General features: G+C 54.8%; 24 protein-coding genes. 8 read left to right on the top strand and 16 right to left on the bottom strand.

What is annotated here, in order from left to right:
• Positions 1-361: 361 nt before the first annotated feature.
• Positions 362-1,894: a KAP family NTPase gene (locus N1249_RS00180; RefSeq protein ID WP_259833619.1), complete on the top strand. Its 1,533-nt coding sequence runs from the start codon at positions 362-364 to the stop codon at positions 1,892-1,894.
• A gap of 68 nt (positions 1,895-1,962) precedes the next feature.
• Here the strand turns inward: N1249_RS00180 and uhpT are convergent, their stop codons facing one another.
• The 7 genes from uhpT to ivbL all read right to left on the bottom strand — a co-directional run bounded on the left by uhpT (position 1,963) and on the right by ivbL (position 9,173).
• Positions 1,963-3,360, bottom strand: a complete 1,398-nt coding sequence (gene uhpT, locus N1249_RS00175; protein ID WP_014068281.1) for a hexose-6-phosphate:phosphate antiporter — start codon at positions 3,358-3,360, stop codon at positions 1,963-1,965.
• A gap of 132 nt (positions 3,361-3,492) precedes the next feature.
• Positions 3,493-4,803, bottom strand: coding sequence for an MFS transporter (locus tag N1249_RS00170; protein WP_259833618.1), 1,311 nt, complete (start codon positions 4,801-4,803; stop codon positions 3,493-3,495).
• A gap of 9 nt (positions 4,804-4,812) precedes the next feature.
• Entirely contained in the window at positions 4,813-6,312 is a 1,500-nt protein-coding gene (uhpB, locus tag N1249_RS00165) for a signal transduction histidine-protein kinase/phosphatase UhpB (protein ID WP_259833615.1), read from the bottom strand.
• Positions 6,309-6,902 (bottom strand): transcriptional regulator UhpA, encoded by a 594-nt coding sequence (gene uhpA, locus N1249_RS00160; RefSeq protein ID WP_259833612.1) that lies wholly within the window; start codon positions 6,900-6,902, stop codon positions 6,309-6,311. Before uhpA ends, uhpB begins: the two co-directional genes overlap by 4 nt.
• Before the next feature lie 87 nt (positions 6,903-6,989).
• Positions 6,990-7,277 (bottom strand): acetolactate synthase small subunit, encoded by a 288-nt coding sequence (gene ilvN, locus N1249_RS00155; RefSeq protein WP_010426528.1) that lies wholly within the window; start codon positions 7,275-7,277, stop codon positions 6,990-6,992.
• Between the two features lie 3 nt (positions 7,278-7,280).
• Entirely contained in the window at positions 7,281-8,969 is a 1,689-nt protein-coding gene (ilvB, locus tag N1249_RS00150) for an acetolactate synthase large subunit (protein ID WP_259833609.1), read from the bottom strand.
• Between the two features lie 105 nt (positions 8,970-9,074).
• Positions 9,075-9,173 (bottom strand): ilvB operon leader peptide IvbL, encoded by a 99-nt coding sequence (gene ivbL / locus N1249_RS00145; RefSeq protein WP_259833607.1) that lies wholly within the window; start codon positions 9,171-9,173, stop codon positions 9,075-9,077.
• Positions 9,174-9,695: 522 nt separating this feature from the next.
• Here ivbL and tisB point away from each other — a divergent pair.
• The 4 genes from tisB to emrD all read left to right on the top strand — a co-directional run bounded on the left by tisB (position 9,696) and on the right by emrD (position 12,552).
• Positions 9,696-9,785: a type I toxin-antitoxin system toxin TisB gene (gene tisB / locus N1249_RS00140; protein ID WP_071599731.1), complete on the top strand. Its 90-nt coding sequence runs from the start codon at positions 9,696-9,698 to the stop codon at positions 9,783-9,785.
• Between the two features lie 64 nt (positions 9,786-9,849).
• Positions 9,850-10,296, top strand: a complete 447-nt coding sequence (locus N1249_RS00135; RefSeq protein WP_259833605.1) for a GNAT family N-acetyltransferase — start codon at positions 9,850-9,852, stop codon at positions 10,294-10,296.
• Between the two features lie 62 nt (positions 10,297-10,358).
• Positions 10,359-11,192 carry a DMT family transporter gene (locus tag N1249_RS00130; RefSeq protein ID WP_259833603.1) on the top strand — a complete coding sequence of 278 codons (834 nt, stop codon included), beginning with the start codon at positions 10,359-10,361 and terminating at the stop codon, positions 11,190-11,192.
• Between the two features lie 175 nt (positions 11,193-11,367).
• Positions 11,368-12,552 (top strand): multidrug efflux MFS transporter EmrD, encoded by a 1,185-nt coding sequence (gene emrD / locus N1249_RS00125; RefSeq protein ID WP_259833602.1) that lies wholly within the window; start codon positions 11,368-11,370, stop codon positions 12,550-12,552.
• Here emrD and N1249_RS00120 read toward each other — a convergent pair.
• Together N1249_RS00120 and dsdC are read right to left on the bottom strand one after the other, a co-directional pair.
• Complete coding sequence (locus N1249_RS00120; protein ID WP_259833599.1) at positions 12,455-13,543, bottom strand: glycoside hydrolase family 5 protein; 1,089 nt, start codon at positions 13,541-13,543, stop codon at positions 12,455-12,457. The genes emrD and N1249_RS00120 overlap by 98 nt on opposite strands.
• 86 nt (positions 13,544-13,629) lie before the next feature.
• Entirely contained in the window at positions 13,630-14,556 is a 927-nt protein-coding gene (dsdC, locus tag N1249_RS00115) for a DNA-binding transcriptional regulator DsdC (RefSeq protein ID WP_259838263.1), read from the bottom strand.
• A 204-nt stretch (positions 14,557-14,760) separates the two neighbouring features.
• Here dsdC and dsdX point away from each other — a divergent pair, with 204 nt between their 5' ends.
• Together dsdX and dsdA are read left to right on the top strand one after the other, a co-directional pair.
• Entirely contained in the window at positions 14,761-16,098 is a 1,338-nt protein-coding gene (dsdX, locus tag N1249_RS00110) for a D-serine transporter DsdX (RefSeq protein WP_259833597.1), read from the top strand.
• 17 nt (positions 16,099-16,115) lie between these two features.
• Positions 16,116-17,396, top strand: coding sequence for a D-serine ammonia-lyase (gene dsdA / locus N1249_RS00105; RefSeq protein WP_259833595.1), 1,281 nt, complete (start codon positions 16,116-16,118; stop codon positions 17,394-17,396).
• A 36-nt stretch (positions 17,397-17,432) separates the two neighbouring features.
• Here the strand turns inward: dsdA and N1249_RS00100 are convergent, their stop codons facing one another.
• From N1249_RS00100 to N1249_RS00080, 5 genes are read right to left on the bottom strand one after another with little or no spacing between them, the layout of a single operon-like run.
• Complete coding sequence (locus N1249_RS00100; RefSeq protein WP_259833594.1) at positions 17,433-18,536, bottom strand: anaerobic sulfatase maturase; 1,104 nt, start codon at positions 18,534-18,536, stop codon at positions 17,433-17,435.
• Positions 18,536-18,895, bottom strand: coding sequence for a DUF202 domain-containing protein (locus N1249_RS00095; protein ID WP_259833592.1), 360 nt, complete (start codon positions 18,893-18,895; stop codon positions 18,536-18,538). Before N1249_RS00095 ends, N1249_RS00100 begins: the two co-directional genes overlap by 1 nt.
• Complete coding sequence (locus N1249_RS00090; protein WP_259833589.1) at positions 18,885-19,232, bottom strand: YidH family protein; 348 nt, start codon at positions 19,230-19,232, stop codon at positions 18,885-18,887. Before N1249_RS00090 ends, N1249_RS00095 begins: the two co-directional genes overlap by 11 nt.
• Positions 19,233-19,241: 9 nt before the next feature.
• Positions 19,242-20,738: a sulfatase-like hydrolase/transferase gene (locus N1249_RS00085; protein ID WP_259833587.1), complete on the bottom strand. Its 1,497-nt coding sequence runs from the start codon at positions 20,736-20,738 to the stop codon at positions 19,242-19,244.
• Positions 20,735-22,450, bottom strand: coding sequence for a solute:sodium symporter family transporter (locus N1249_RS00080; RefSeq protein ID WP_259833585.1), 1,716 nt, complete (start codon positions 22,448-22,450; stop codon positions 20,735-20,737). Before N1249_RS00080 ends, N1249_RS00085 begins: the two co-directional genes overlap by 4 nt.
• 172 nt (positions 22,451-22,622) lie before the next feature.
• On the opposite strand from N1249_RS00080, the gene N1249_RS00075 reads away from it, so the two are divergent.
• Positions 22,623-23,516 carry a helix-turn-helix transcriptional regulator gene (locus tag N1249_RS00075; protein WP_259833583.1) on the top strand — a complete coding sequence of 298 codons (894 nt, stop codon included), beginning with the start codon at positions 22,623-22,625 and terminating at the stop codon, positions 23,514-23,516.
• On the opposite strand, the gene N1249_RS00070 is transcribed toward N1249_RS00075, so the two are convergent.
• Both N1249_RS00070 and N1249_RS00065 read right to left on the bottom strand, forming a co-directional pair.
• Positions 23,513-24,835 (bottom strand): 6-phospho-alpha-glucosidase, encoded by a 1,323-nt coding sequence (locus N1249_RS00070; protein ID WP_259833582.1) that lies wholly within the window; start codon positions 24,833-24,835, stop codon positions 23,513-23,515. The two genes, N1249_RS00075 and N1249_RS00070, sit on opposite strands and share 4 nt — an antisense overlap.
• Positions 24,832-26,454 carry an alpha-glucoside-specific PTS transporter subunit IIBC gene (locus tag N1249_RS00065; protein ID WP_259833580.1) on the bottom strand — a complete coding sequence of 541 codons (1,623 nt, stop codon included), beginning with the start codon at positions 26,452-26,454 and terminating at the stop codon, positions 24,832-24,834. The genes N1249_RS00070 and N1249_RS00065 overlap by 4 nt, the downstream gene beginning before the upstream one ends.
• Positions 26,455-26,500 lie beyond the last annotated feature (46 nt).

Below are 26,500 nucleotides of genomic sequence, written 5' to 3'. Positions count from 1 at the left end.
AAGGTAGGAAGTACCGATGCACAAAGAAACCGGCCAGCCTTTCGGCTGCTCCGTCAGCGCCACCGTGATTTTATCCGGATGTGCGCTGCCCTGACAAAAAAATCGTCATTTTGTGCAATTATTCGGGTTCCTACGCCCGGTTGCAGGTTTGCTGCAACAAGGGCAATTTATGCCTTGAGAAAGAATCGGTAAAGGGGTTTAGCTAATGACAGGTGAAGTGATTTCATTTTTACGAAGCGGCTTCCAAAATTTTGAGGAAATATATAAAAATGATATATATTGTTCGAAATTCATCACCAGCATAGCATGAAATTTTTTAGGTTTATTTTTATTTGTTTAAGTCAATACACAGGATAGAAAAATGACAAAGCATTTAGAATTACCTTTTAATTGGTCTGAGAAAGTTGAAGACTTACCACCTGATACTCTCGAACGTAGTGAATATGCCCGATTCTTAACATCTTTTTTAGTAGATAAAGGAACAAATGGTAATTATGTTTTAAACTTAGACGCACAATGGGGAGCAGGCAAAACATGGTTTATACGTAGATGGATGCATGAAATATCCAATACCTATCCGACAGTTTATATTGATGCATGGAAAAATGATCACTCTGGGGATCCTTTTCTGACAGTTGTTTCAGAGATTAAATCAGCGCTAACAACTAAAACAGAACTCTCTATTTTAGAAAACAATGTGATTAAAGGCACATGGCGATTGATGAAATCAATTGCGCCAGAAGTAACTAAGTGTTTTATTAAAAACAAACTTGGAATTGATACTGAGGATCTTGATCTCGACTCTGAAGCTGATCTTGGTTCAAAAATAGTCGATGAATTACTAAAATCCCATGAGCAAGCAAACTCTTCAGCCGAAAATTTCAAACGTTCTATTCATGAGTGGCTCGAAGCTGTAATAGATACGAATGAAGGTAAATATGCATACCCACTTTTTATTTTCATTGATGAACTGGATCGCTGTCGACCGAACTATGCCATCGATATGCTTGAAACAATCAAGCATCTGTTTGACATAAATAATGTTGTTTTCGTCATTGCAACTGATAAAGAACAATTGTCTCACTCAATTTGTTCTATTTATGGCTCCGGATTTGATGCCACTAGATATCTTGATCGATTTTTTATGCGTTCTGTCACCTTAAAAAAGAGAAGTTTATTCGATTTCATAGATAAAAAAATAAGCAACTCTGTTACTTTTAACAAAACAATAGTCACTAGAGAAATAATTATACATGACCAACAAACTGATAAAATTCTTTTAGTGAAGGAAATTTTAACCACTATTGCAGATGGATTTTCAATGGATTTAAGGACAGTAAACTTGTGGTTTGAAAGACTTGAATCCATATATAGCCACACAAGTAAAAACATTGAGATTATATCATTAAGTTTTATGCTCGCTATCTATACATGTCATAACACATACTATAAGGATATGTTGTCTGGAATAGACATATTCTCCAACAACAGTAAAAAAACCATATTTTCCATATTCAAAACCCAAACAAACTTCACTACTAAGACATCAACTAAAGACATTTCATTAAACACAACTCCTTTTACATTTTCTTCTTACCCTATACATGACTATGTATTTTCAGAAAAAATAAACCCAATATACTTAATTTCTATAATCATGAGTAAACTTGGAATAAGTCATAACCATAAACAAAAGAAAGATAAAATACTTAGTGATATTTTACATTCCCCAAACAATTACGATGCAATTGAAAAGCAAACATATTATTTTGATGGGAGACAATACAAAATAAACCAAGCAACTGATATTTATATAGATAAATTTTTTGAGGAAAATCCAATATCATCAAAGGATTACCATGATTTATGCGAGTTAGCGATGTTAATAGAATAGATAGAGCTTTCATAAGTTACATGATAAAAAAGCCCGGCATCACACCGGGCAAAAAGTTACCTGCACACTCAGGCTGCTTTCAACTTCTGCTTCTGCGCGCGGTTTTCGCGGCGAATTTTGCGTTCTTCCAGCACCGCGACCATCGCCATCAGGACGATACAGCCGATGGCTGCGGCATCCAGCGCGGCGAAGGTACCAGCCCAGCCGGTGAGGCCGAAAATCGGCGTGCCGTCGGCGATCATCCCCAGACCGAGCTTGGCGAAGCTGTCGCCAATCAGGTACGCGAAGGTGCCTTTAATCCCATCGGCTGCGCCGATCGCTTTTTTCGGTACGAAGCCGACGGCGGCTACGCCGATCAGCAGTTGCGGGCCAAACACCAGGAAACCCAGCGCGAACAGTGATGCAAGGTAGACATACTGGTTGCTGGCGTGTTGATAAACGCCGAGGGTCGCGATGATCAGGGCCAGCGCCACGCAGGCCACCAACGCACGACGTCCGTTGGCAAGGTCAGAGAGCCAGCCCCACAGCAGCGTGCCAACCAGCGCGCCCACTTCAAACAGGGTAAAGCCCTGGATCGCGACTTCTTTGGAAAGCTTCAGCTCCTGGAAGGCATACACGGTAGACCACTGGTCGATACCGATACGCACCACGTACAGGAAGATGTTCGAGAAACATAACAGCCAGATCACTTTATTTTTCAGCACGTACTCAACAAAGATCTGCCATTTGGTCATCTCATTTTCTTCGGTTTCTTTGTCCTCTTCGCTGATCTCCTCACCAAACAGCTCTTCAGCTTTACCCAGGCCGTAAGATTCCGGGGAGTCGCTACCAAAGCGCAGACCGATAAAACCGACAATCAGGGCGATAATCGACGGGAAGATAAACATGCCGATGACGTGGCCGTCGAACAGATAGTTAGCACCGAACAGCGCCACGCCAGCCGCACCCGCACCACCGAGGTTGTGGGAGATGTTCCACATGCCAAGATATGACCCACGCTTACGGCGCGGCGTCCATTTGGTGATGGTGGAATAGCTGCACGACCCGCCGGTACTCTGGAAGAAACCGCTCAGGGCGTAGAAGGCGATCATCAGGAACAGGCTGACCGAGCCCGCGCCCATGCTGGCGCTGAAGCCGAGCATACAGATGGCGGAGAGGATCAGCATAAACGGCAGGAACTGCTTGGTGTTTTTGCCGTCGGCGTAATAGGACACCAGCGTTTTACCCACGCCGTAGGTGATGGAGAAGCCCAGGCCAATCATCCCCAGCTGCGTCATGCTCAGCCCGTAGGTCGAGATCATGTCGTTCTGCGCGATGTTAAAGTTCTTGCGGATCAGGTACATGGTCAGGTAGCCAATAAAGACCACCAGATAGGACTGCATGAAGGGTTTGAACCACATTTTGCGCCGCACATCGAGCGGCAGATCCAGGGTCGGCTTACGTACCTGGTTTAAGAAGGCCAGCATGACTGAGTTACTCCTGAGCTGATTTTTGCAGCATTGTAAAAATCAGCCGGGAGAGACGCCTGAGACAGCGTCCAGGTGAAACCGGGAAAATTTCTTAGTTTTGCGCCACTCGGGGCGAAAAGGTGAGGCGCGTCACGCTTCGCGCGGTGATTGGGCGTGCAAAAACGGCAGCAGCAGCAGGGCGGAAATCCCCGCCGCGATGGCGATCGCCGCGAAGAACCCGCTCCAGTGCCAGATGTCGATCACCCGCGCCAGCGGCCAGCCGGAAAGTGATGCTCCAAGATAGGCAAACAACCCGACAAAGCCCGTTGCCGCGCCTGCCGCCTCTTTGTGCGAGCACTCCGCCGCCGCCATACCGATCAGCATCTGCGGGCCAAACACGAAGAAACCGGTGGTGAAGAAGCACGCCGCCTGCATCACATAGCTGGCAAACGGCATCAGCCACAGCGAACCCACCGAGAGCAAAATCCCGGCGGCGAAAATCAGGTTCATCGGGCCACGGTTGCCGTTAAACAGCTTATCCGAGCCCCAGCCCGCCACCAGCGCACCGATAAACCCGCCCAGCTCGAACATGGTCACTGCCGAGTTAGCCGTCACCAGATCCACGCCGAGCGTCTCGGACATGTACAGATTGCCCCAGTCGTTAATCGCCGCACGCACCACGTAGACCAGCACGTAACACAGCGACAGCAACCAGATGTACGGGTTTTTCAGCACGTATTTGGTGAGGATCTCTTTGCGGGTCAGCCCCGCACCTTCCTGTTGTTGGGCAATTTCCATTTCATCGTGCCGCCAGTCGCCCACCGCAGGCAGCCCCACGGTCTGCGGCCTGTCGCGCAGGCGCCAGCACAGGAACACCCCTGCAAGTATTGCCAGACTGCCCGCAATCATCATTCCTGCCCGCCAGCCGTAGTGCAGCGCCGCAGCACCCACGACGATCGGGATCAGCGCGCCGCCAACATTATGCGCGGTATTCCAGATTGCCCACCAGCCGCCACGTTCGTTGCGTGAATACCAGCTGGTGAGCAGGCGGGCACAGACCGGCGCCCCCCAGCCCTGGAAAAAGGCGTTCAGCGCCCACAGCAGCGCGAAGGCCCACAGCGAGGTGGAAAAACCAAACAGAATATTCACCACCCCGGTGGCAATCAGCCCGAAGCCCATAAAATAGCGGGCGTTAGAATGGTCGCTGACGATACCGGAGAAGAACTTCGACAGGCCGTAGGTGATGTAAAACAGCGTCGCCAGCAGGCCAATATCAGTGCGTACCATCACGCCACTGGCAAGAATTTCGGGTGCGGCGGCGTTAAAACTTTTGCGGGTGAAGTAGAACAGGGCGTACCCGAGCCAGATGGTTGCCAGGATATGGCGTCGCCAGTAACGGTAGCGGGCGTCGATTTCCGCTTTGTCGCTTATCGGGGCGGCGTTGGCAGGCGTTTTAAACATGGTGAGTCCTTATGCGTAACGCAGCGGCAGGCTGACGCTAACGCGGGTGCCGTGGGTGCAGGAGATGGTCAAAGTACCGCCGAGCGCCGTTACGCGTTCGCGCATTCCCGCCAGGCCAAAACCCTGCTGACCCGAACCCGGAGGCAAGCCGCAGCCGTCGTCTTCAATCACCAGCATCAGGCGTTCGTCCTGCTGCCATCCCTGTAGAGTTACCGCGCTGGCGCTGGCGTGCTTAACGATATTGTTCAGCCCTTCCTGACAGACGCGGAACAGCGTCACGCGCTGGCTTTCACTCAGCCCGGGTTCATCAATGCGCCAGTCGAGATGGCTGACAATTCCGCGGCTTTCCAGCTCCATCTCGCGCATCAGGGAACGCACCGCCTGCTCAAGGGAAAGGTCGTCCAGCTGGCGTGGACGCAGCCGCCCCAACAGGCGGCGTACGGAATCATACACACCGAGCGAAAGCTGTTCGATATGCGCCCCGCCCTGCTTCACGCCTGCGTTTTCTGCCGCCAGGCGCTGAACAATACCCGCCTGGGTGCGGATGGCGGTGATGGTCTGGCCGATGTCGTCATGCAGCTCGCGGGCGACTTCCTGGCGCACTGACTCTTCCGTCTCCAGCAGGCGCTCCGCCAGACGACGGTTGCGCGCCAGCTCGGTCTGCAGGGACTGGTTCAGCTCGCGCAGGCGCTGAATGCCCGCGCCGAGCAGCAGCCCGGTCAGGCTCTGGGCCAGCAGGGAAAGCAGTAAATCCACAGGATGATCGTGCCAGGTCTGGCTGGCAATCAGCGCGATGGCGTTCATCAGCGTGGCGATCAGCGCCCCCTGCCAGCCGTAATGCCAGGCAAGCGCAATGATCGGCAGCGCCAGGCAAAACGGGGTAAAGCGCGAAAGCTCCGCAGGCAGACCAAGCTGTAACCACAGGCTCACTACAAACAACAGCAGATACCAGATGAGATGCCGCGCGCGCCAGTTGACCGGCTGAGACACCAGTCCCGGGCCGAGCGGCTGCCAGACGGTACTGGTGAGGTAATGCCAGATAACCAGGCAGGTTGGCGCAAGCGTCAGGCCGCCGGTGAGCGTCAGCAGCAGCGCGTTAAGCATCTCTTTTTCTCCCACCCACGGCAGGGACTGGAGCAGCGCGGCGGCAATCAGCGCCGCCCCCTGACGCAGCAGCGTGCGCCAGTCGCGCTGGTGACGATAGCGGGAGATAAGGGCTACCGGGATAAGCGTGAGCACGCTTCCGGTCATCAATAAGGGCAAATGCGCCAGCGCCACTTCCTGCGCCAGCCACACCAGCATCAGCCACTCTGCACCCAACAAAACCGGCCAGTAGCCGCGCGGGCATTGCAGCATCAATCCCAGGCGCAGGCCAAACGGGAACAGCAGCACCGCCAGCTCCGGGCGCTCCACCAGATGCAGGCTGATGCTCCACAGGCAAAACCAGGCGGCGGAGAAGATAAAGAAGCTGGCAACGACGGCGATCAGCCGCGAAAAGACGGGGCTCATTGCCAGGTATCAAACATGCGGCGCGCCAGCTCGACATCGTTGCTGACGTTGAGTTTTTCCATCAGGTTGGCACGGTGGACGTGTACGGTTTTCGGCGACAGACCCAGCTCAGCGGCAATCTCTTTTACCGACATTCCCTGCGCGAGTTTTTCCGCCACCTGGCGCTCGCGTCTGGTGAGTGGATCCTGGCGTCCGGCCGCCAGCTTAATGGCGATATCCGGCGTCAGGTAGCAGCCACCCGTCGACACGGTGCGTACCGCGGCAATCAGTTCATCCGGGCTACAGCGTTTGGAAAGGAATCCGCGCGCGCCCGCGTTAAGGGCCTGTTCCACCAGCGCCGGGCTGTCGTGAACCGAAAGCATGATAGTCGCCATTCCCTTCGGTAGCTGGGTTAACAGCTCCAGCCCGGAGAGATCCGGCATTGAGATATCACAGATACAGACCTGCACCCCGCGCCCGGGCAGACCAGCCAACGCCTCGCGGCCAGAACCAAACTCGGCTACCACCTGAAAATCAGGTTCAAGGTTCAGAAGCTGAGCAAATCCTGAGCGGACGATAAGGTGGTCGTCGATAAGGGCGATGGTGGTCATGTGCGTTCCTGCGGTCTGAAAGCGCCGGATGGCGCTGCGCTTATCCGGCCTACGCAGAGGCCGGCAAAGGCGCTTACCTTAAGCGATTTATTCGAAGAACACCGCAATTTTGTTAAACATGGTGGGATCGGACTGATTGCGCGCCACTTTGGTGACATCTTCCAGCTTATCGATCTGCGCCATCATCTGCTCCAGACGCTGATCGTCGTTAACCAGTAGCCAGATGCGGCTGTGCTCGCTGCCCTGAATCGGCAGACAGAGAATGCCTTCGACGTTAAACGCGCGGCGGGCAAACAGCCCACAGACGTGGGTCATGACGCCAGGATGGTTGCGGACGGTGAGTTCCAGAATGACGTTATCATGTTGTTTCTGCATGGCTTATTCCCCCACCATCTCAGTATTTGCCGCACCCGGCGGCACCATCGGATACACTTTTTGTTCAGGGTCGATACGCACGTGGATCAGCGCCGGGCCCGGGCGTGAAATCGCCGCCTGCAACGCCGCGTGCGCGTCTTCTTCGGCGTTCAGATCGCAGGTATGCAGACCAAAACCGGCGGCAATCTGCATAAAGTTGATCATACCGGGATAGGTCGCAGCAAACACGCCCTGCTTGTAGAACAGACTCTGCTGCTGATGCACCAGCCCCAGCGCTTCGTTGTTCATCAGAATGATTTTCACGTCTAACTGGTTTTCGGCCGCGGTCGCCATTTCCTGAATGTTCATCATCAGGCTGCCGTCGCCGGAGAAGCAGATGACCTTGCGGTCCGGATTGGCGAGCGCCGCGCCCACGGCCGCAGGCAGGCCAAAGCCCATGGTGCCCAGGCCGCCGGAGGTCAGCCACTGGCGCGGACGGTTCAGCGGATACGCCTGTGCAGTCCACATCTGATGCTGGCCCACGTCGGTGGTGATGATGGCGCTGTCGTCCACGCAGGCGGCAACGGCGTTAATCAGCCCGTAGTGGCTGAGCGGGTCGCCTTCCGTCGGGATGGCGCCCGGGAACTCTTTTTGCAGGTCGGCCACCAGCTGACGCCATTCTTCACGGCCTGTCGCGTCAGTTTGCGGGATCAGTTGCGCCAGGACTTCGGCAACATCGCCCTGAATCGCGACGTGCGGCTGCTTGATTTTACCCAGCTCAGCACGGTCGATATCCACGTGGATGATTTTGGCGTTCGGGCAGAACTGCTCGGTTTTACCAATCGCCCGGTCATCAAAACGTGCACCCAGAACAATCAGTAAATCAGACTCTTGCAGGATGTAGTTGGTGCTGCGCGCACCGTGCATTCCCAGCATCCCCAGTGACAGCGGGTGCGCTTTTGGCAACATGCCGAGTGCCATCAGGGTCATGGTGGTTGGCAGGTTGGCTTTTTCCGCGAACTGACGCACCTCTTCTGAAGCGTTGATCGCCCCGCCGCCCAGGTAGAGCACCGGGCGTTTGGCGGCGTTAATCATCGCCGCAGCATCACGCACGCTATCAGCGCTGAATTCCGGCGCAGGGGCACGGTCGCCCGGTTCAGGCAGCACGTCGATGTCGATTTCTGCGGTTTGCACATCCTTAGGAATGTCTATCCACACCGGGCCTGGACGGCCAGACTGGGCAATGCGGAACGCATCGCTGATAACCTGTGGAAGCTCGGCGATATCGCGAACTAAGTAGTTATGTTTGGTGATGGGGATAGAGATGCCGTAGGTGTCCACTTCCTGGAATGCATCCGTACCAATCATCGACGATGGCACCTGGCCGGTAATGCAGATCAGCGGAATGGAGTCGAGGCGCGCATCAGCAATGGCAGTGACAAGGTTGGTCGCACCCGGGCCGCTACAGGCCATACAGACCGCCGGTTTACCCTGCGTACGCGCCATGCCCTGGGCGATAAAGCCTGCGCCCTGCTCGTGGCGTGCCAGTACGTGACGGATCTGCGTGCTTTGGCTTAACGCATCATACAGCGGCAGCACTGTCCCGCCAGGGATACCCGCAACCGTGGTGATGCCCTGTCGTTCCAGTAAATGAACGATTAACTGCGCGCCAGTAAAACGCGTCCTGGTGGATGTTGTGCCCGAAATTGCCATGCTCCAGTCCTTTTCTTCTGGGCCGACTTTCCGGGAGGCGTTTAAACTAAAAACCCCGCCCGGTTTGCGCCGGCGGGGTTTTGGAATCGTGTGTTGTTCCAGTCCCTACGGCGCATTGCCGACGACCACCACCACACGCACGACGACCACTGCGGCTGATGGCGCAGTTTTTAGTAGGGTCGCGGTGTTCATGGATGTAGTCATTGGGGACCTGTGTTTGGAATCATTGATAGAATTTATACAAACACAGGTTTTTCGGCGTGACAATGGAAATATTTTCATGCGCACAAAAATGCGTCAAAGATCACGTTTCGTTTGTTGAGTGATGAAAACAAAAAACCCCGCCGGAGCGAGGTTTTTTTTCAGGGTTTGCGGCTGGTAACCGCAGAACACACTGTGTTACGTCAACGCAAAAAGTATACGCGATCGGCGACGAACGCGCAATTTAAGGCACGGATTTTGACGTTTCTGAGTATGTACCCTCTGACAATTTTTGTCTATAAAATACTGTTCATACATACAGTATTTATCTATACTGAGGGTGTTCGCAGTGCGCGAGGGGGCCGCTGTTTTACCGGCGCAACAAAGTCCTGGCTGAAACGGGTGGTGCCGTCAGTGCCTTAACCCCTGAAGTGAGCACACTGTGTTACGTCAATCCAGGTGCTGGCAACAGGCGGCGGAAAGGTACGCCAGCATCGTGCTCCTTTTAACCAAAAGGAGACGCGTATGAGCGTAGTGGATATGGTGGTTCTTATCCTCAAACTCATTGTTGCTGTACTGCAACTGCTTGATGCCGTCCTGAAATACCTGCGGTGATTCAGGTTCAAGTCGCACCTGAGAGGGGCGGGCAACCGCCCCTCTTTAATAACGAGGGAGTGCTATGTCGCGTCTGTTAATTGAACCCATTACCCCTGAAGAACCCGGGTATATTGCCCTGAAAACCGAAAGCATCACGTTGAATTTCAACATGCTGCGCAGGCTGGAAGAGAACTGGCTGCGCGGTGAAAACCGCTTTAACGCACCGGGTGAAAAACTGCTGGGGGCGTTTCTGAACGGTAAACTGGTGGGCGTATGTGGCCTGAACCGCGATCCGTTTAGCCAGCAACCACGCGCCGGGCGCATTCGCCATCTTTATATCAGCGAAAAGTGTCGCGGCCAGGGTATCGGCAAACAGCTGCTGGCCGTGGTGATGGCGGATGCCAGCATCTGGTTTGATTTTCTCAATACCCATGCACCGGAAACGGCCTATGCGTTCTACCATCATGCCGGGTTTACGCGGGTTTCCGACGAGCCGCGGGTCACGCACCGTCTTTTTTGCGCGGTGTAACGGGCTGGCAGCATGAAAAGGTGAATGTTACAGTTGGATGACAATTCACCATCCGATAAACCATGACCATCACCGTTTTCTGCATTTTGCTGTTTGCCGCACTGCTACATGCCAGCTGGAATGCCATTGTCAAAGCCGGAACGGACAAACTCTATTCTGCGATCAGCGTCAGCGGCTCCGCCACGCTTATTGCGCTGATCTTACTGCCATTCTCACCACAGCCTTCTGCGTCCAGTTGGCCATTTTTGATTGTCTCCTGTGCATTACAGGTGGTGTATACGGTGCTAGTGGCAAAAACCTATCAAATTTCTGACATGAGCCAAACGTATCCACTGATGCGCGGCACAGCACCGCTTTTGGTCGCGCTGGTCAGCGTTCTGGCTCTGGGGGATACACTCTCCTGGATGGCCTGGTCCGGCATCGGCGTGATCTGCCTTTCGATTCTGGCGATGGCGATGAACGGGCGGATGCAATCACGCAAGGGGATCACGTTTGCGCTATTGAACGCCTGCTTTATCGCGGGGTATACCCTCGTGGACGGCACCGGGGTGCGTTTATCGGAAACGGCACTGGGTTATACGCTGTGGACGTTCTTTATGAACGGTTTTTGCCTACTGAGCTGGGCAATGGTGGCGCGCCGTCGCGAAGCGTCCAGCTATCTGCGCCTGCACTGGAAAAAAGGCCTGCTCGGTGGCATCGGGACAATGGGCTCTTACGGCCTGGCATTATGGGCGATGACTCAAGCACCATTGGCCGTGGTGGCAGCGCTACGGGAAACCTCCATCCTCTTTGGTGCACTGATCGCATTTCTCCTTCTAAAAGAAAACGTTGCTGGTCTGCGCATTGCCGCGGCGCTGGGTATTGCCGGCGGGGCGATCCTGCTTCGCCTTGCCTAAATCGCTGGCAACATTAGTTGCCAATCTTGTTTATAAAACCTGCCTTAGTTTCTCCCTCCATTCATCACAGCAATGCTTAATTTGTCATCTCACTGTGGTAGATTCCTCGCGCATTTATGGGAATGCGCAGTCACTTATTCTTTATTTCTCTCTTTTGGCAAAAGTATTCAGCGACATGAAAAAACAAAGGAACGTTAACTTATTGTTGATGCTGGTGTTACTGGTGGCCGTTGGTCAGATGGCGCAAACCATCTACATTCCGGCGATCGCCGACATGGCAAAGGAACTGAACGTCCGCGAGGGCGCAGTGCAGAGCGTCATGGCCGCTTATCTGCTGACCTATGGCGTCTCTCAGCTGTTCTACGGTCCGCTGTCCGATCGCGTCGGGCGTCGCCCGGTGATTCTGGTGGGGATGTGTATTTTCATGGTGGCAACCGTGATTGCCATTACCACCCATAGCCTGACGGTACTGATTGCCGCCAGCGCTCTGCAAGGCGTCGGGACCGGCGTTGGCGGGGTGATGGCGCGTACCTTGCCGCGCGACCTGTACCAGGGCACCCAGCTTCGCCATGCCAACAGTCTGCTGAATATGGGCATTCTGGTGAGCCCGCTGCTGGCCCCGCTGATTGGCGGCCTGCTGGATACGATGTGGTCGTGGCGTGCCTGCTACGCTTTCCTGCTGGTGCTGTGTGTGATTGTGACCTTCAGCATGGCGCGCTGGATGCCGGAAACACGCCCTACCGATGCACCGCGCACCAAACTTATCACCAGCTATAAAACGCTGTTCAGCAACGGGGCGTTCACCTGCTACCTGCTGATGTTGATCGGCGGCCTGGCGGGGATTGCCGTGTTTGAAGCCTGCTCCGGCGTGCTGTTAGGCGCAGGACTTGGCCTCAGTAGTATGGTGGTCAGTATCCTGTTTATCCTGCCGATCCCGGCGGCGTTTTTCGGCGCATGGTTTGCCGGACGCCCGAACAAACGTTTCTCCACGCTGATGTGGCAGTCAGTGATTAGCTGCCTGCTGGCAGGCGTGATGATGTGGATCCCGGGGTTGTTCGGCGTGATGACCGTCTGGACGCTGCTTATCCCGGCGGCGCTGTTCTTCTTCGGTGCGGGGATGCTGTTCCCGCTCGCCACCAGTGGCGCAATGGAGCCATTCCCGTTCCTCGCAGGTACGGCTGGTGCGCTGGTGGGCGGTTTGCAGAATATCGGTTCCGGCGCGCTGGCCTGGCTTTCTGCTCTGTTGCCGCAAACCGGTCAGGCTAGTCTGGGTTTGCTGATGACGCTGATGGGGCTGCTGATTTTACTGTGCTGGCTGCCGCTGGCGTCCCGTGTCCCGCATCATGAGCAGCCGGTTTAACCGCATGATGGCCCGGCTTCTCGGCGGGCTTTTCGCACTCAGGTGTAATCATGGTCTGCAATAAAGGCTCTGGCGCAGGCCGCCAGGCCCCTTCTTCCCCGTCATAAAACTGGAAATCGGCGTTAATGGCATACGGGATTTTCGCCTTTTGCAGTTCACAGGCCATAAACGTGGCAAACGCCAGCTGCGACGCAGTTGGCGTAAATCTGCTTGATTCACCCACTCCCCAGCCGCCCACCCAGCTGACATGTCCGGTTTTTTGCTGCCAGTGCAGCGCGGTGTTAATCCGGTTGTGAATGGCGGATTTTTCGGCCGCCGTACCGGACGTCCACGGGTACTTGCCATTATTTTTCAGCGGCCCCCACGGGAAGATATGCCACTCGGCCAGCAGGTAGTTTTGGCTGTGCGCAGGCAACTTCAAACTGGATAAATCTTCCGGCGCAGCGCGCAGACGGGGCGCGATAAAAATCATGCGATTCGCATCAATGCTGTGAATGACTTTTATCGTTTTCTCGTACACCCGGTTCAGCGAAGCCTGGTTGTGGTTAAGCTTATCCGCAGGCTCATAGATCAGATCAAACCCGAGCAGCGGCGAGCTTTGGCCAAAATAGTGCGCCACCGCAATCCACCAGTTGATCACCTCTTTTTCATTGTCCGCTTTCGGGTCGTTCTTATATTCGTCAGCCTGATAAGAGATGATGGGGATCACCCCGTATTGCTCGCAGGCCTCGACCAGTTTACGCAGATGAATGAGCCGCGCTTCGGTGGGCTCATCCGCCACGCGAATACGCACATGCGTTAACCCTTTGGCACGAAAATCACGCACTACCAGCGGATCGAATTCCCGGATGCCACGCTCGGTGCGCGCCCAGTCGACATCAATACCCACGCCAAGTTGCTGCGCGTAAAGTGCAGCCGTCAGGGGCGGCTCAGCGGCGATGGCCCAGCCGGAAGTTAGCAATAACGCAGTGGCAATGAGAGGCTTAAACACGATGTACCTTGCGAGAAATCAAAAGCAATAACTTGTATTTAGCACGCTTTTTCACATTTCGTGTAGAGCCAAAGCGTAATAATTCTTCACTGCACCATCGCCTTCAGCCAGCTGATAAAGGCATCGATTTTTGGCCACTGCCGTCCGGATGGGGTGGAAACGTAATAGTGCTGATGGCATTTCAGCGTTTTCTCGCCAAAGGGCGCTATCAGCTCCCCGCGCTCAAGACGTTTTTGCACCAGCCGTTTACGCCCCATCGCCACCCCCACATGATTCATGGCGGCAATAATGGCTAAATCCGAGCGATCGAAGCCAATTCCCGATGATGGCGGCATATTGACTGCAAAATGCTGCGCCCAGCTAAACCATTCGTCGGTGCCGGAGTCATTACTCCACGCCTGGCGGTCGTGCAGCAAGGTACAGTGGCGCAGGTTATCCGGGTTCTGACGCAGCGCATGTTGTTGTGCATATTCCGGGGAACACACCGGCAGGATAGCCTCATCCATCAAAAAATGGTGCGACAGATGATTTGGCGGCGTATCGTCGAAATAGAGCGCCAGATCGACACCCGTTCGCTGCATATTCACATAATCATTGCCGGTCAAAATGGTCAGCGAAATCGACGGATACCGACGGGTGAAGTCCCCCAGCATCGGCACCAGCCAGCACTGGGCAATCGACGGACGAGAGTAAACCGTCAGCGTGCCGGACAGCGCCTGGTTTTTAATATCCAGGATCTCCTGGTTCAGGGTGTCCAGCGACGATTTTAACGTCCAGTACACGCGCTTCCCCTCCTGGGTCAGCTCCACTTTGCGGTGCGAGCGCACAAACAGCTGAATACCCAGCTCCTCTTCCAGCAGGTTGATGCGATGGCTGACCGCGCTGGGGCTTAACGACAGTTCTTCCGCCGCCAGCGCAAAGGATTCATGCCGCGCCGCCACTTCAAAGGTGTACATTTTTGACAACTGCCAGCCATTTAACAGGCGGTTTCTGGCCTCATTTGCATCATTCATCGCCATTCTCACTCTCTTTTTACCTGCCCAGAATACCTTTCAGAGGTGAATTTATGTGAACCAAATACGAAATAAGTGTGCTTTTTAGAGTTCAGTCACTCATTTGATTCAATCTGGCTCACCTGAACGGCAATTTATATCGTTTGTCAGCCCATGCCGTTTTTTCGTCCAATACCCGCAGATTACTTAAGGGTGAGGTGAGATATGGGATCTCAGGTCTGGGTTGTGGCGACGCTGCTCATCAGCATCGTGTTGATTGTATTAACCATCGTAAAACTGAAGTTTCACCCGTTCCTGGCGCTGCTGTTGGCGAGCTTTTTCGTCGGCGCCATGATGGGGATGGGCCCGCTGGATATGGTGAATGCCATTGAGAGCGGGATTGGTGGCACGCTGGGCTTCCTGGCGGCGGTGATTGGCCTGGGGACAATCCTCGGCAAGATGATGGAAGTGTCCGGCGCGGCGGAGCGTATCGGCATCACGCTTCAGCGCTGCCGCTGGTTATCTGCCGATGTGATTATGGTGCTGGTGGGGATGATTTGCGGCATCACGCTGTTTGTGGAAGTGGGCGTGGTATTGCTGATCCCGCTGGCCTTCTCGATTGCCAAAAAAACCCAGACCTCGCTACTGAAGCTGGCTATCCCGCTCTGTACTGCGCTGATGGCCGTGCACTGCGTGGTGCCTCCGCACCCGGCGGCGCTGTTCGTCACCAACAAACTGGGCGCCGATGTGGGGACAGTCATCGTCTACGGCTTACTGGTTGGCCTGACGGCCTCGCTGGTGGGCGGCCCGCTGTTCCTGAAACTGCTCGGTAATCGCCTACCGTTCAAACCGGTTCCGGCAGAGTTCTCTGACCTGAAAGTTCGGGAAGAACATACGCTGCCGTCGCTTGGCGCAACGCTGTTCACGGTGCTGTTGCCTATCGGCCTGATGCTGGTGAAAACCATCGCCGAGCTGAACATGGCGAAAACGGGCACGCTGTATACGGTACTGGAATTTATCGGCAACCCGATCACCGCGATGTTTATCGCCGTATTTGTCGCCTACTACCTGCTGGGGCTGCGCCAGCATATGGGGATGGGCACTATGCTCACCCATACTGAACATGGCTTTGGCTCTATCGCCAACATTCTGCTGATCATCGGTGCGGGCGGGGCGTTTAACGCTATCCTCAAAACCAGCGGGCTGGCCGATACGCTGGCGCAGATCCTGTCGAACCTGCATATGCATCCGATCCTGCTCGCCTGGCTGGTGGCATTAGTTCTGCACGCAGCGGTAGGCTCAGCCACCGTCGCGATGATGGGCGCAACCGCCATCGTGGCCCCGATGCTGCCGCTGTATCCGAACGTCAGCCCGGAAATCATTACCATTGCCATCGGTTCTGGTGCCATTGGCTGCACGATCGTGACCGATTCCCTCTTCTGGCTTGTGAAGCAATACTGCGGCGCGACCCTGAATGAGACGTTCAAATACTATACGACGGCGACCTTTATCGCCTCGGTGCTTGCACTTGGCGGCACATTCCTGCTTTCTTTCATTATCTGAGCGCGAAGAGATTTATTATGGAAAACGCAACTATCACCACGCTAACCGCACAATTCCCTCTGGTTGAGGATCTGATTGCCCTGAAAGAAACCACCTGGTTTAACCCGCGTACCACCTCGCTTGAAGAAGGGTTGCCGTATGTCGGGCTGACCAAAACCGACGTGGACGACGCCCATGCGCGGCTGAACCGCTTCGCGCCATATCTGGCGAAAGCGTTCCCGGAAACGGCCGCCACCCACGGGATTATTGAATCTGAACTGGTGGCCATTCCGGCAATGCACAAGCGGCTGGAGAAAGAGTTCAGTACGACGATCCCCGGCACGCTGCTGCTGAAAAAAGACAGCCACCTGCCGATTTCCGGCTCCATTAAAGCGCGCGGCGGTATCTATGAGGTGCTGACTCACGCGGAAAAACTGGCGCTGGCTGCGGGCCTGCTCAGCGTAGACGATGATTACAGCATCCTGCTGGAGCCGCGCTTTAAGGACTTTTTCAGCCAGTACAGCATTGCGGTAGGGTCGACCGGCAACCTGGGGATGTCCATCGGGATCATGAGTGCGCGGATTGGTTTTAAGGTCACAGTGCATATGTCTGCCGACGCCCGCGAATGGAAAAAAGCCAAACTGCGCAGCCACGGCGTGATTGTCGTCGAATACGAACAGGATTACGGCGTGGCGGTGGAGCAAGGGCGTAAAGCGGCGGAGAGCGATCCAAACTGCTTCTTCATCGACGATGAAAACTCCCGCACGCTGTTTCTGGGCTACGCGGTGGCAGGCGAACGTCTGAAAGCACAGTTTGCTGCACAGGGCCGTGTGGTGGATGCGCAGCATCCGCTGTACGTCTACCTGCCATGTGGCGTGGGCGGTGGCCCTGGAGGTGTGGCGTTTGGTCTGAAGCTGGCCTTCGGCGACAACGTTCACTGCTTCTTTGCCGAGCCAACGCACTCCCCTTGTATGCTGCTGGGGGTTTACACCGGCCTGCACGACGAGATTGCGGTGCAGGATCTGGGGATCGACAACGTGACGGCAGCCGATGGTCTGGCGGTCGGTCGTGCGTCTGGTTTCGTGGGCCGGGCGATGGAGCGCTTGCTCGATGGCTTCTATACCTTAAGCGATCAGAGCATGTATGACATGCTCGGCTGGCTGGCGCAGGAAGAAGGTATTCGCCTGGAGCCCTCGGCGCTGGCGGGTATGGCCGGGCCGGTGCGCGTCCAGGCCGACGCCACCCACCTGGTGTGGGCGACCGGCGGCGGCATGGTGCCGGAAGACGAAATGGCGAAGTATCTGGCGAAAGGTCATTAATGATGCAGGCCCGGTGAGCACAGCGCCGCCGGGCAATCAGGCGCTGGCGTTTACCATCGCCATTAGCTCAATCGGCGAACGGTGATGCCTGATAAGATCGCGCATTACCCGCATATGGGGTGCGCTATTGTTGAAAAAGTCACGATAACCCGCGCAGAGCACGCTTTTACCATTCAGGCGATGTTTGGGGCAGTCGCCGTTGCACAGGCGGCGCACCGGACATTGCCTGCAATCCTCTGACAAGGTGATCTGTTTATGTTCGCCAAACGCCCGTGCTGCAGCGCTATGGTTAAGTGCGCCCAGTGGCGTTTGATGAATATTCCCCAGCAGGTAGTCCGGGTAAACGTAGTGGTCGCACTGATAAAGATCGCCGTTGGCCTCCAGCGCAAACGCGTGCCCGCAGCGCTCGGCCAGGGAGCAAATCTGCGCGGGATAGCCGCTCCAGACACCCAGCGTGGAATCAAAAAGCTGCACAAACACGCGCCCCACATCTTCTCGCACCCAGATATCGAAAACCGCGTTCAGGAATGCGCCCCACTGCTGGTCAGTCACCGAGGCCGGATTATCGTGCTCAACGAGCGGAATAAACTGTAAAAATGGCGTGCCAAGCGCGCGAAGATAGCGATAAACCTGCTCCGGCTGCTGGCTGTTTTGCTGGTTGACCACCGTCAGAAGATTGAACGACACCTGGTGCGCGCGCAGCCGTGCAATGGCCGCGATGACCTTCTGATGCGTGGGATTACCGCGACGATTAACGCGATACGCGTCGTGCAGACAGGCGGTGCCATCGAGAGAGATCCCCACCAGCCAGCCGTGTTCGCGGAAGAAGCGGCACCATTCATCATTGAGCAACACGCCGTTCGTCTGAAAGGCATTATGGATCCGCTTGCCCTGTCCGTAGCGTTGCTGCAACGCCACAGCGCGGCGAAAGAAATCAATTCCGCACAGTGTCGGTTCGCCACCCTGCCACGCAAACTGGACATCGTCACCCGGCTGGGCGGCGATCTGCTGGCGGATAAAGGTCTCCAGCGTGGCATCGTCCATTTGCGGTTGTGCGGGTTTTTCGAGATAAAAACAGTAGCGGCAGTTCAGGTTACAGCGGGAGCTGGCCGGCTTGGCCATCACATGACATCCTGTCATCACACATCCTCAAGAAACAGCATAATTTGACTTAAGTGTGTTACAGAAAACAGTAATGCGAGCGAGAGAACTGCGAGAGCGATCATAAATTTGTCACGCACGGCTTTCGGTTGAACAAAATCCCCACGTTCGACGTCCATCAGGTTACGGCTGCGGGTGTAACGCCACAGGATAATCGCCACCAGCGCCAGCACGCCGAGCGAGATCCAGAACGGCAGGCCCGAACGGTGCCAGTTATGTTTGATGGCCAGGGCGATAAGCGCGCCATAGCCCAACAGCGTGCGCAGCCAGGCAAGCGATGTCCGCTCCGGTTGCAGGCCGGGATCGGCCTCGCGGCGGGCTTTACGGCTATCCGGCATAGAACACCAGCCCCATCACCACCACGGCCACCACCAGCAGGATGACGCTGATAATCAGCAGCCCGCGGGTATAGGGTAAATCCTCTTTCAGGCGCATCGCTTTTTCATTTCGCAACCAGCGCAGGTAGCCATAGATAGCCAGCACACCCGCAAACAGGCACAGCAGCAGCGCCAGCACTTCACGGATCAGCGGCGTGGCGAAATCGGGTGCGAGCTGGTCAAGACCAACGCCCGCAGCCAAAAAACCCAGCGCGGTGCGGATCCACGCCAGAAACGTACGTTCATTCGCCAGCGAGAAGCGGTAATCCGGCGCTTCACCGACGCGGGAAATTTTCATGGGTTCTCCTTAAAACTTCTGTTTTTTCTCTTCCACCTTCACCCCCTGCGTTGGCAACCCGGTGTCGTAATCACGCACCACTGGCGAATAGCCGTCCTCCGGGCGGGGGCGGAAAGCGCCCATCCAGCGCGGTGCGGCATCCGCACGCCACGGGCGACACGCCCACTGATAGGTACGGAACGGATCGCGGATTTTATCCATATAATCCAGCAGCGCGTCGTGCATCTGATTACGCGCCCCGGCAAAGCGCGGCGAGTCGATCAGGTTATGCATTTCGTCCGGGTCGTTATGACGGTCGTAGAGTTCATCGGTGGTGAACAGGTTCAGCACCAGTTTGTACGCATCCGTAACCCAGCAGCGTACCGGAATAAAGCCGCCAAAGCTGTCATGTTCTATCTCGTAACGGTTAAATTCCACCATCACGCCACGCTGCGCATCCGCCGCCAGAATATTGTCGCCCGGCAGAATGTCAGGCTTATGTATGCCTGCCAGCGCCATCATGGTCGGCAGCAGATCAATATGGCTGACCGGCGTATCAACCTGCTTCGGCGCACCCTGCGGCGGGCGCATGATCAGCGGAATACGGGTGATGTCGTCGTACATCGCCGCGCCTTTGCTGATTAACCTGTGCGCCCCCATCATTTCACCGTGATCGGAGGTATAAATCACCCAGGTGTTCTCTCGCTGTTCTGGCGTCAGCGCGTTCACGACCCGGCCAATCTGGTCATCCACAAAGTCATTACAGGCGAAGTAGAGCGGATGATGGTAATAACGGCTGCCCTCCTCTACTGGCGTCGGCATGGCCTGCGACCACAGACGATGGTGCACCGGTTTATCCGCCAGCGAATCCTGCGCCTTTTCGCCTAAATCGTAGTAAAAGTCCTGATATTTCTCGAGATACTCCACCGGACAGGTAAACGGATGATGGGGTTCGTCATAGGAAACCACCAACAGAAAAGGTTCGTCATCCGTCTGCGGGCGCTGTAAAAAATCGACCGCGCGATTGCTGATACGATGCGCCCAGGTAAAGGTTTCATCGATATTGTTAGCCTGTAACTCTTCGACGCTGTTCAGCCCGTTGCGCCACAGGTTGATCTGCTCCTCGGTCAGTTCCGCCAGATAGTTTGCCCCGTCGAACCAGAATTCTTCATTCCACTCCGGCGGGCAGACACCGGTGCCGAAATAGTCATGACCATCGAGGTGCCATTTGCCGATATAGCAGGTCTGGTAACCCGCATCTTTAAAGTAGCGACCCATCGTGGAGATGTTTTTGCCCGGTGCGACGTTGTTGGTCCACGGCCCGGACTGATTAGCGTAGATCCCTGTAAACAGTCCGGCGCGTGCGGGGGTGCATACCGGAGAGCAGGTATAAGCCGCGTTAAAGCGGATACCTTCATCCGCAAGCTTATCAATATTATGCGTATTCAGCGGCTTACCGCTGTAACAGCCCACCATGTTGGTGGCCTGGGTATCGGTCATGATGAACAGGAAATTTGGGCGTTTCATGGTTTGTCCTTAACGTCGGAAGCATAGATAAGCGGAGGGTTACGGCGCGAGCATCTGGCATCGACAATCAGATAAACCACCACCACCGTCACCACCAGATAGCTGAAAATGGTGAGCCAGCGGCTGGCATAACCGCCAAACTGCGCCAGGCCGGAATAGACGCCAATCATCGCGAACAGGACGCCAACAGAGGCGATTTTGGCGTTTTTCCACGGCTTCATGTCGACGGCGAACGCATCCTGGAATTTGAACGGTGTGGCTCTCGGGAAGAAGTAGCCAATCACCAGCATCAGAACCACGTTGATACAGAAGGTGCAGGCCAGCACATACAGGAAGTGGAAGTCGAACTTCACCAGGTAGTTGATGACGATATAGCTGACAATGCCGAAGAACAGCGCCATTTTGGCCGCCACCGCAGGGATGCGTGGGAAAAAGAAGCCCATGATGACGATAGTCACCAGCGGCACGTTGTAGATACCGTTGAGCTGCTTCATCCATGAGTACAGCCCCTGCGGTGCATAGGCAATCCACGGCGCGACCAGCACAGAGACGATGGCGACGATCAGGCCAAAGCGGCGCCCCACCCGCACCAGTTGTTCAGACGAAGCGTTTTCATTGATGATGCGCCGGTAAATGCCCAGACTAAAGAGCGTACTGGCGCTGTTCAGGAACCCGCAGAACGCACTAATAATGGCGCCGAACAGCACTGCGCTAAAGAAGCCAACTAGCGGTAATGGCATCACTTTGTTCACCAGCGCCGGGTAGGCCATATCGGCTTTCGGCAGATCCTGGAACAGATGAAAGGCAATCACGCCAGGCAGCACCAGTATCAGCGGATCGAGCATCTTTAACACTGCTGTCAGCAGCGCTCCTTTCTGCCCTTCAGCCAGGCTTTTCGAGGCCAGCGTACGCTGGACGATACCCTGGTTAGTACACCAGTAGAAGGTATTGACCAGAATCAGCCCGGTCAGCGCAGCACCAATGGGCACCGGGTCGTGGCTGCCGCCAATGGAGTTGAGCATTTCGCTCTGATCATGGGTGAGTTTATCAATGCCGCGCATCACGCTGCCGTCGCCCATCGCCATCAGGCCAAACAGCGGCACCATCAGCCCGCCAATGACCAGACCGACACCGTTGATGACATCCGCAATCGCAATAGCGCGCATCCCGCCGACGACGGCGTAAAGAATGCCTGAAATACCCAGTACCACAGCCATCGCCCAGATGGCGGCATGTTGAGAAATACCAAAGGCTTCAGTAACGTGGAACATGCTATTAAACGCCAGTGCGCCAGAGTAGAGCACGATAGGCAAGAAGCAGATGCCGGTGGCAATCAGGAAGCAGCAGTCCACGATGATGCGCGTGGTTTTGTCATAACGCTCTTCAATGAAATCAGGAATGGTGGCAATGCCCCGCTGTAGATAGCGTGGCAGGAAAATTAGCGCCAGAAAAATCAGAGGGATAGCGGATATCACTTCCCACGCCATGACCGACATCCCGCTACGGTAAGCCTGGCCGGTTAATCCCACCAGTTGCTCGGTGGAGAGGTTAGTCAGCATCAGCGACGCGGCAATGACCGGCGCTTTCAGCGAGCGCCCGGCCAGAAAGTACCCCTGCTGCGAACCGGTATCGGCCTTACGTAACTTCCACCAGGTGATAACAGCCACCAGCAGCGTAAAAGCAATAAAGCTCACAATTTGCTGAATATTCATCTTGTTGCCCTTATTTATGATTATGCCCGGCATTTGGGTATACAGAGGAATAAAACGCACCGGGTCCAGGCTATTCGATATCTTAAATGACAAGACTGATTTCCCCATCGCGGTAATTTTCTGATAAATTCCGCTTCGGGTTGTGGGCATAATTTGCTGACGGGAAATTAAAATGAATGGAAAAATTCAAATTTCGCATGTAAAAAACGAAACAACGTACAATATTCCGTTAGTTCTTGATGAAAGTGTGATCTCAAGCGGAATTTCACTGATTTCACTTTGGCATACGCTGGCAGATGAGAGTTACCGCGTTATCTGGCCTCGTGATAAGAAAAAACCGCTTATTGCCAACTCCTGGGTAGCCGTTTACACCGTTCAGGGATGTGGGAAGATCCAGCTCAAAGATAATTCCGAAATTACGCTCAATGGAAATAACGTTATATTCTTAAAACCGACGGATATAACATCTTATTACTGTGACGGGCTGGTCTGGGAACAATACTGGATGGAATTTATCCCCACCAGTATTATGGAAATACCTATATTACAAACCGGCATAATTTATAACGGTGAACAGTTTAATAAAGAGCTGACTGAGGTCGCGGAATTACTGGCTTTACGTTCACCCATAAAAAACAATCTTGCCGTCGCGTTTCTCACTAAAATAATTTATCAGTGGATTTGTCTTATTTCAGAAAACGGCAGAAAAGACCGCGAACTGTTGCGCCTGGAAAACCTTCTGGCAGAGCTGCACGCCAGCGTGCAAAAGCGCTGGAGCGTGGCCGAAATGGCCCAGCGGATGCAGTGCAGTGAAGCCTGGCTGCGGCGGCTCTTTTTACGCTATACGGGAAAATCACCGAAGGAATATTACCTTGATGCAAGGCTGGAGCTGGCGCAATCGCTGCTGCGGCAGGAAGGAAATACGGTGAACAAGGTAGCGGACATCCTGAATTTTTTTGACTCTTTTCACTTCAGTAAAGCATTCAAGAATAAGTTCGGCTATGCGCCTTCGGCAGTAAGCAAGATAAAGGACCGGCACCCTGATGATGCCGGTCAGGAAGATTAATGCAGCTCTGGCCAGTACTCTTTATTGGCTTCAATCAGGTCATCGAGGATCGCTTTGGCGACCGACGCGCTCGGCACGGTTTTCGACAAGGTGATCGCCTGCCAGAGTTTCTGATACGAGCGTTGCTCCCAGGCATCCACCACCAGTTTTTCTACCGCCACCTGCTGGCTCATTAACCCTTTCTGGAAGTGCGGAATGTCGCCCACGGTCAGCGGTTCAGGGCCGTTATGCCCCACCAGGCACGGAATTTCCACCATCGCATCGGCATCAAAGTTATGGATTGCGCCGTTGTTTGGCACGATGAGCAACATGCGCTCCTGGGTGTTAAAGGCGATCGCGGTGGCCAGATCGACGATGTAAGACGCGTGTTCGTCGATTTCCAGCTCCCCGGCGGAAGATTTACCGGCTTCGATAATCGCCCGGCAGGAGCTGAACACATGCTTCTCGCGGTGATCCATCACTTCGTTAGCGCGGGTGCGTTCCGGGTTGGAGTGGGCTACCACGTAATCCGGGAAGAAGTAATATTTCAGGTAGGTGTTCGGCATGGTGTCGGGATCCAGCGCCTGAACGTCTTTCGCTTTGGCAAAGGTATCGTTCCAGCTTGCTTCGGTATGCGCCGAGTCAGAAGGCGGAACATAACCGTTTTTCGCCACATATTCGCTCAATTTTGGCATCAGATCGTTCCCGTTCAAATCTTCAATCGATGTCCACCAGCCGAAGTGGTTCAGGCCGTAGTAGCGCACGCGCATCTCTTTACGGTCTTTCAGGCCAACAATCTGCGCCATCCGCCCTTCAATGCCGATCGGCATATCGCAGATGTTGAGGATTTTGGCGTTCGGACGGAGGCGACGGGTCGCTTCCGCCACAATCGCCGCCGGGTTGGAGTAGTTCAGCATCCACGCATTCGGCGAGTACTGCTCCATATAGTCCACCAGCTCCAGCACGCCGCCGATTGAGCGCATCCCGTAAGAGATCCCGCCAGGGCCGCAGGTTTCCTGGCCCAGCACGCCGTGGCGCAGCGGGATTTTCTCGTCTTTTTCGCGCATAGGGTATTTACCCACACGGATATGCGCCATCACGAAATCCACATCGGTAAAGGCCGCTTTTGGATCGGTGGTGTAGCTAAATTCAATTTCCGGAGCCTGCTCTTTGAGGATAATTTTGCACGCCTCGGCGATGGTTTCCTGGCGTGCGCCGTCGTTGTCATAGAACTTCAGGGCGCGCAGCGGAAAACGGTCACGGTTGGCTAACAACATCAGGACGATACCCGGGGTAAAGGTACTGCCGCCGCCTGCAATGACAACTGAGAATTTTTTCATGATACAGCCTCCGTCAGGGTGGTTTGTTCGTTCGTTAAAGGGGTTTTCATCAGCGATTCAAGCTGGTCGCGCACCTGGGGAACGTGCAGACCGACAATCACCTGAATGCCGTTGCCGCGTCGCACCACACCGTGTGCGCCCAGGGCTTTAAAGACGTCGTCGCTTTGGGTCTGTGCCATATCCACCAGCGTGATACGTAAGCGGGTGGCGCAGTTATTCACGCTTTCAATATTGCCGGCGCCGCCGAGCGCCTGTAAGAAACCGGCGGCCTGCCCGACCTGCTGGCTTGCCGCTGCCGGTGCGGTGGTTTGCCCGCGAGCAGCCTGGTAATCGGCCTTGCTGTAGAGTTTGATTTCGCTCTCTTCGCGGCCCGGGGTTTTGAGGTTCAGCCGCTCAATCAGCGTTTTAAAGACCACGAAGTAAATACCGGTGAAGCAGACACCAATGCCTATCTGGGTGAACATCGTGGATGCGTGGTTGTGGAACATCGGGATCCAGTTTTGCGGCAGGAACTGGTCAAGCAGTCCGCCCCCCATGTTGCCCACCACACCGAACACGTACATCACCGTCGCCATCGTCGCCGCCAGTACGGCGTGGACGGCAAACAGCAGCGGCGAAATAAACAAGAAGGTGAATTCAAGCGGTTCGGTAATGCCCACCAGCATGGCGGTAAGCGTTGCCGGGATCAGCAGCCCCGCCACCTTGACGCGGTTTTCAGGTGACGCGGTGTACCAGAGCGCCAGCGCAATCCCGACGGAGCCAAACACTTTCGAGTTGCCGTGCAGCGCGAAGCCGCCTTCCGGGAATAGAGTTTTCAGCGGCAGCGTGCTCTGGCTGAATTCCTGTAAATGCTGCGCCCAGTACACCTGAATGCCGCCTTCCACCGCCGCCGGGCCGAAGATAAACGGACCGTAGACAAAGTGGTGCAGCCCGGTTGGGATCAGAATGCGTTCCAGGAAGGTATAAACCCATACGCCAAGCGCCCCGGCAGAGCGTAAAAAGGCCTGTAAGGATTCAATGCCCATCTGCACTTTTGGCCAGCCTAACAGTGTCAGCCAGGCGCAGGGGATCATCACGAAAAACGCGAGGATGACGACAAACGATGTACCCTGGAAAATCCCCAGAAACACTGGCAGGGGTTTGTCGAAATAGCGGTTATGGATGGCGGTGACGATGCCCGAAATAACAATCGCCCCGATAATGCTGGTATCCAGCGTTTTGATCCCGGCAATCATTGCCAGCCCGCTGCCAGCCGTGGGTTCAGCGGAGAAATCGACGCCAAAGAAATGGCCCCAGGTCATCCCCATCGCGTTAATGAAGTAGTTCCAGGTCAGGAAGCTAATCAGCACCGCAAGGCAGGCCCGGCCCTGCGCCTGTTTTGCCAGGCCAATGGGTAAACCCACGGCAAAAATCAGCGGCATGTTGCGAAACACCGCCCAGCCGCCTTCTTCAATGATGTGAACGATTTGCGCGAATAAATTATCCGGAGCAGTGAGCGCTTCACCCACGAAAAGCGGGTTGCGCAGCATGATGGCGATCCCAACCACGATCCCGGCAAACGGAAACAACAACACCGGGGTAAACATGGCACCGCCAAAACGTTGTATTTGACTGAGCATTTTTAAATCCTCATGTAACAACCTGTAGGGGGTAGAGGCCTTTATG

The sequence above is a fragment of the Enterobacter sp. CP102 genome (assembly GCF_025152625.1).
In the GTDB taxonomy this organism is placed as follows: domain Bacteria; phylum Pseudomonadota; class Gammaproteobacteria; order Enterobacterales; family Enterobacteriaceae; genus Enterobacter; species Enterobacter soli.
This window is presented reverse-complemented; position numbering and strand designations above follow the sequence as displayed.

What these genes read in the sequence shown, in the direction of transcription:
- N1249_RS00180 (WP_259833619.1), top strand. Translation starts at nt 362, where the DNA reads ATGACAAAGCATTTAGAATTACCTTTTAATTGGTCTGAGAAAGTTGAA.
- uhpT (WP_014068281.1), bottom strand. Translation starts at nt 3,360, where the DNA reads ATGCTGGCCTTCTTAAACCAGGTACGTAAGCCGACCCTGGATCTGCCG.
- N1249_RS00170 (WP_259833618.1), bottom strand. Translation starts at nt 4,803, where the DNA reads ATGTTTAAAACGCCTGCCAACGCCGCCCCGATAAGCGACAAAGCGGAA.
- uhpB (WP_259833615.1), bottom strand. Translation starts at nt 6,312, where the DNA reads ATGAGCCCCGTCTTTTCGCGGCTGATCGCCGTCGTTGCCAGCTTCTTT.
- uhpA (WP_259833612.1), bottom strand. Translation starts at nt 6,902, where the DNA reads ATGACCACCATCGCCCTTATCGACGACCACCTTATCGTCCGCTCAGGA.
- ilvN (WP_010426528.1), bottom strand. Translation starts at nt 7,277, where the DNA reads ATGCAGAAACAACATGATAACGTCATTCTGGAACTCACCGTCCGCAAC.
- ilvB (WP_259833609.1), bottom strand. Translation starts at nt 8,969, where the DNA reads ATGGCAATTTCGGGCACAACATCCACCAGGACGCGTTTTACTGGCGCG.
- ivbL (WP_259833607.1), bottom strand. Translation starts at nt 9,173, where the DNA reads ATGACTACATCCATGAACACCGCGACCCTACTAAAAACTGCGCCATCA.
- tisB (WP_071599731.1), top strand. Translation starts at nt 9,696, where the DNA reads ATGAGCGTAGTGGATATGGTGGTTCTTATCCTCAAACTCATTGTTGCT.
- N1249_RS00135 (WP_259833605.1), top strand. Translation starts at nt 9,850, where the DNA reads ATGTCGCGTCTGTTAATTGAACCCATTACCCCTGAAGAACCCGGGTAT.
- N1249_RS00130 (WP_259833603.1), top strand. Translation starts at nt 10,359, where the DNA reads ATGACCATCACCGTTTTCTGCATTTTGCTGTTTGCCGCACTGCTACAT.
- emrD (WP_259833602.1), top strand. Translation starts at nt 11,368, where the DNA reads ATGAAAAAACAAAGGAACGTTAACTTATTGTTGATGCTGGTGTTACTG.
- dsdC (WP_259838263.1), bottom strand. Translation starts at nt 14,556, where the DNA reads ATGAATGATGCAAATGAGGCCAGAAACCGCCTGTTAAATGGCTGGCAG.
- dsdX (WP_259833597.1), top strand. Translation starts at nt 14,761, where the DNA reads ATGGGATCTCAGGTCTGGGTTGTGGCGACGCTGCTCATCAGCATCGTG.
- dsdA (WP_259833595.1), top strand. Translation starts at nt 16,116, where the DNA reads ATGGAAAACGCAACTATCACCACGCTAACCGCACAATTCCCTCTGGTT.
- N1249_RS00100 (WP_259833594.1), bottom strand. Translation starts at nt 18,536, where the DNA reads ATGACAGGATGTCATGTGATGGCCAAGCCGGCCAGCTCCCGCTGTAAC.
- N1249_RS00095 (WP_259833592.1), bottom strand. Translation starts at nt 18,895, where the DNA reads ATGCCGGATAGCCGTAAAGCCCGCCGCGAGGCCGATCCCGGCCTGCAA.
- N1249_RS00090 (WP_259833589.1), bottom strand. Translation starts at nt 19,232, where the DNA reads ATGAAAATTTCCCGCGTCGGTGAAGCGCCGGATTACCGCTTCTCGCTG.
- N1249_RS00085 (WP_259833587.1), bottom strand. Translation starts at nt 20,738, where the DNA reads ATGAAACGCCCAAATTTCCTGTTCATCATGACCGATACCCAGGCCACC.
- N1249_RS00080 (WP_259833585.1), bottom strand. Translation starts at nt 22,450, where the DNA reads ATGAATATTCAGCAAATTGTGAGCTTTATTGCTTTTACGCTGCTGGTG.
- N1249_RS00075 (WP_259833583.1), top strand. Translation starts at nt 22,623, where the DNA reads ATGAATGGAAAAATTCAAATTTCGCATGTAAAAAACGAAACAACGTAC.
- N1249_RS00070 (WP_259833582.1), bottom strand. Translation starts at nt 24,835, where the DNA reads ATGAAAAAATTCTCAGTTGTCATTGCAGGCGGCGGCAGTACCTTTACC.
- N1249_RS00065 (WP_259833580.1), bottom strand. Translation starts at nt 26,454, where the DNA reads ATGCTCAGTCAAATACAACGTTTTGGCGGTGCCATGTTTACCCCGGTG.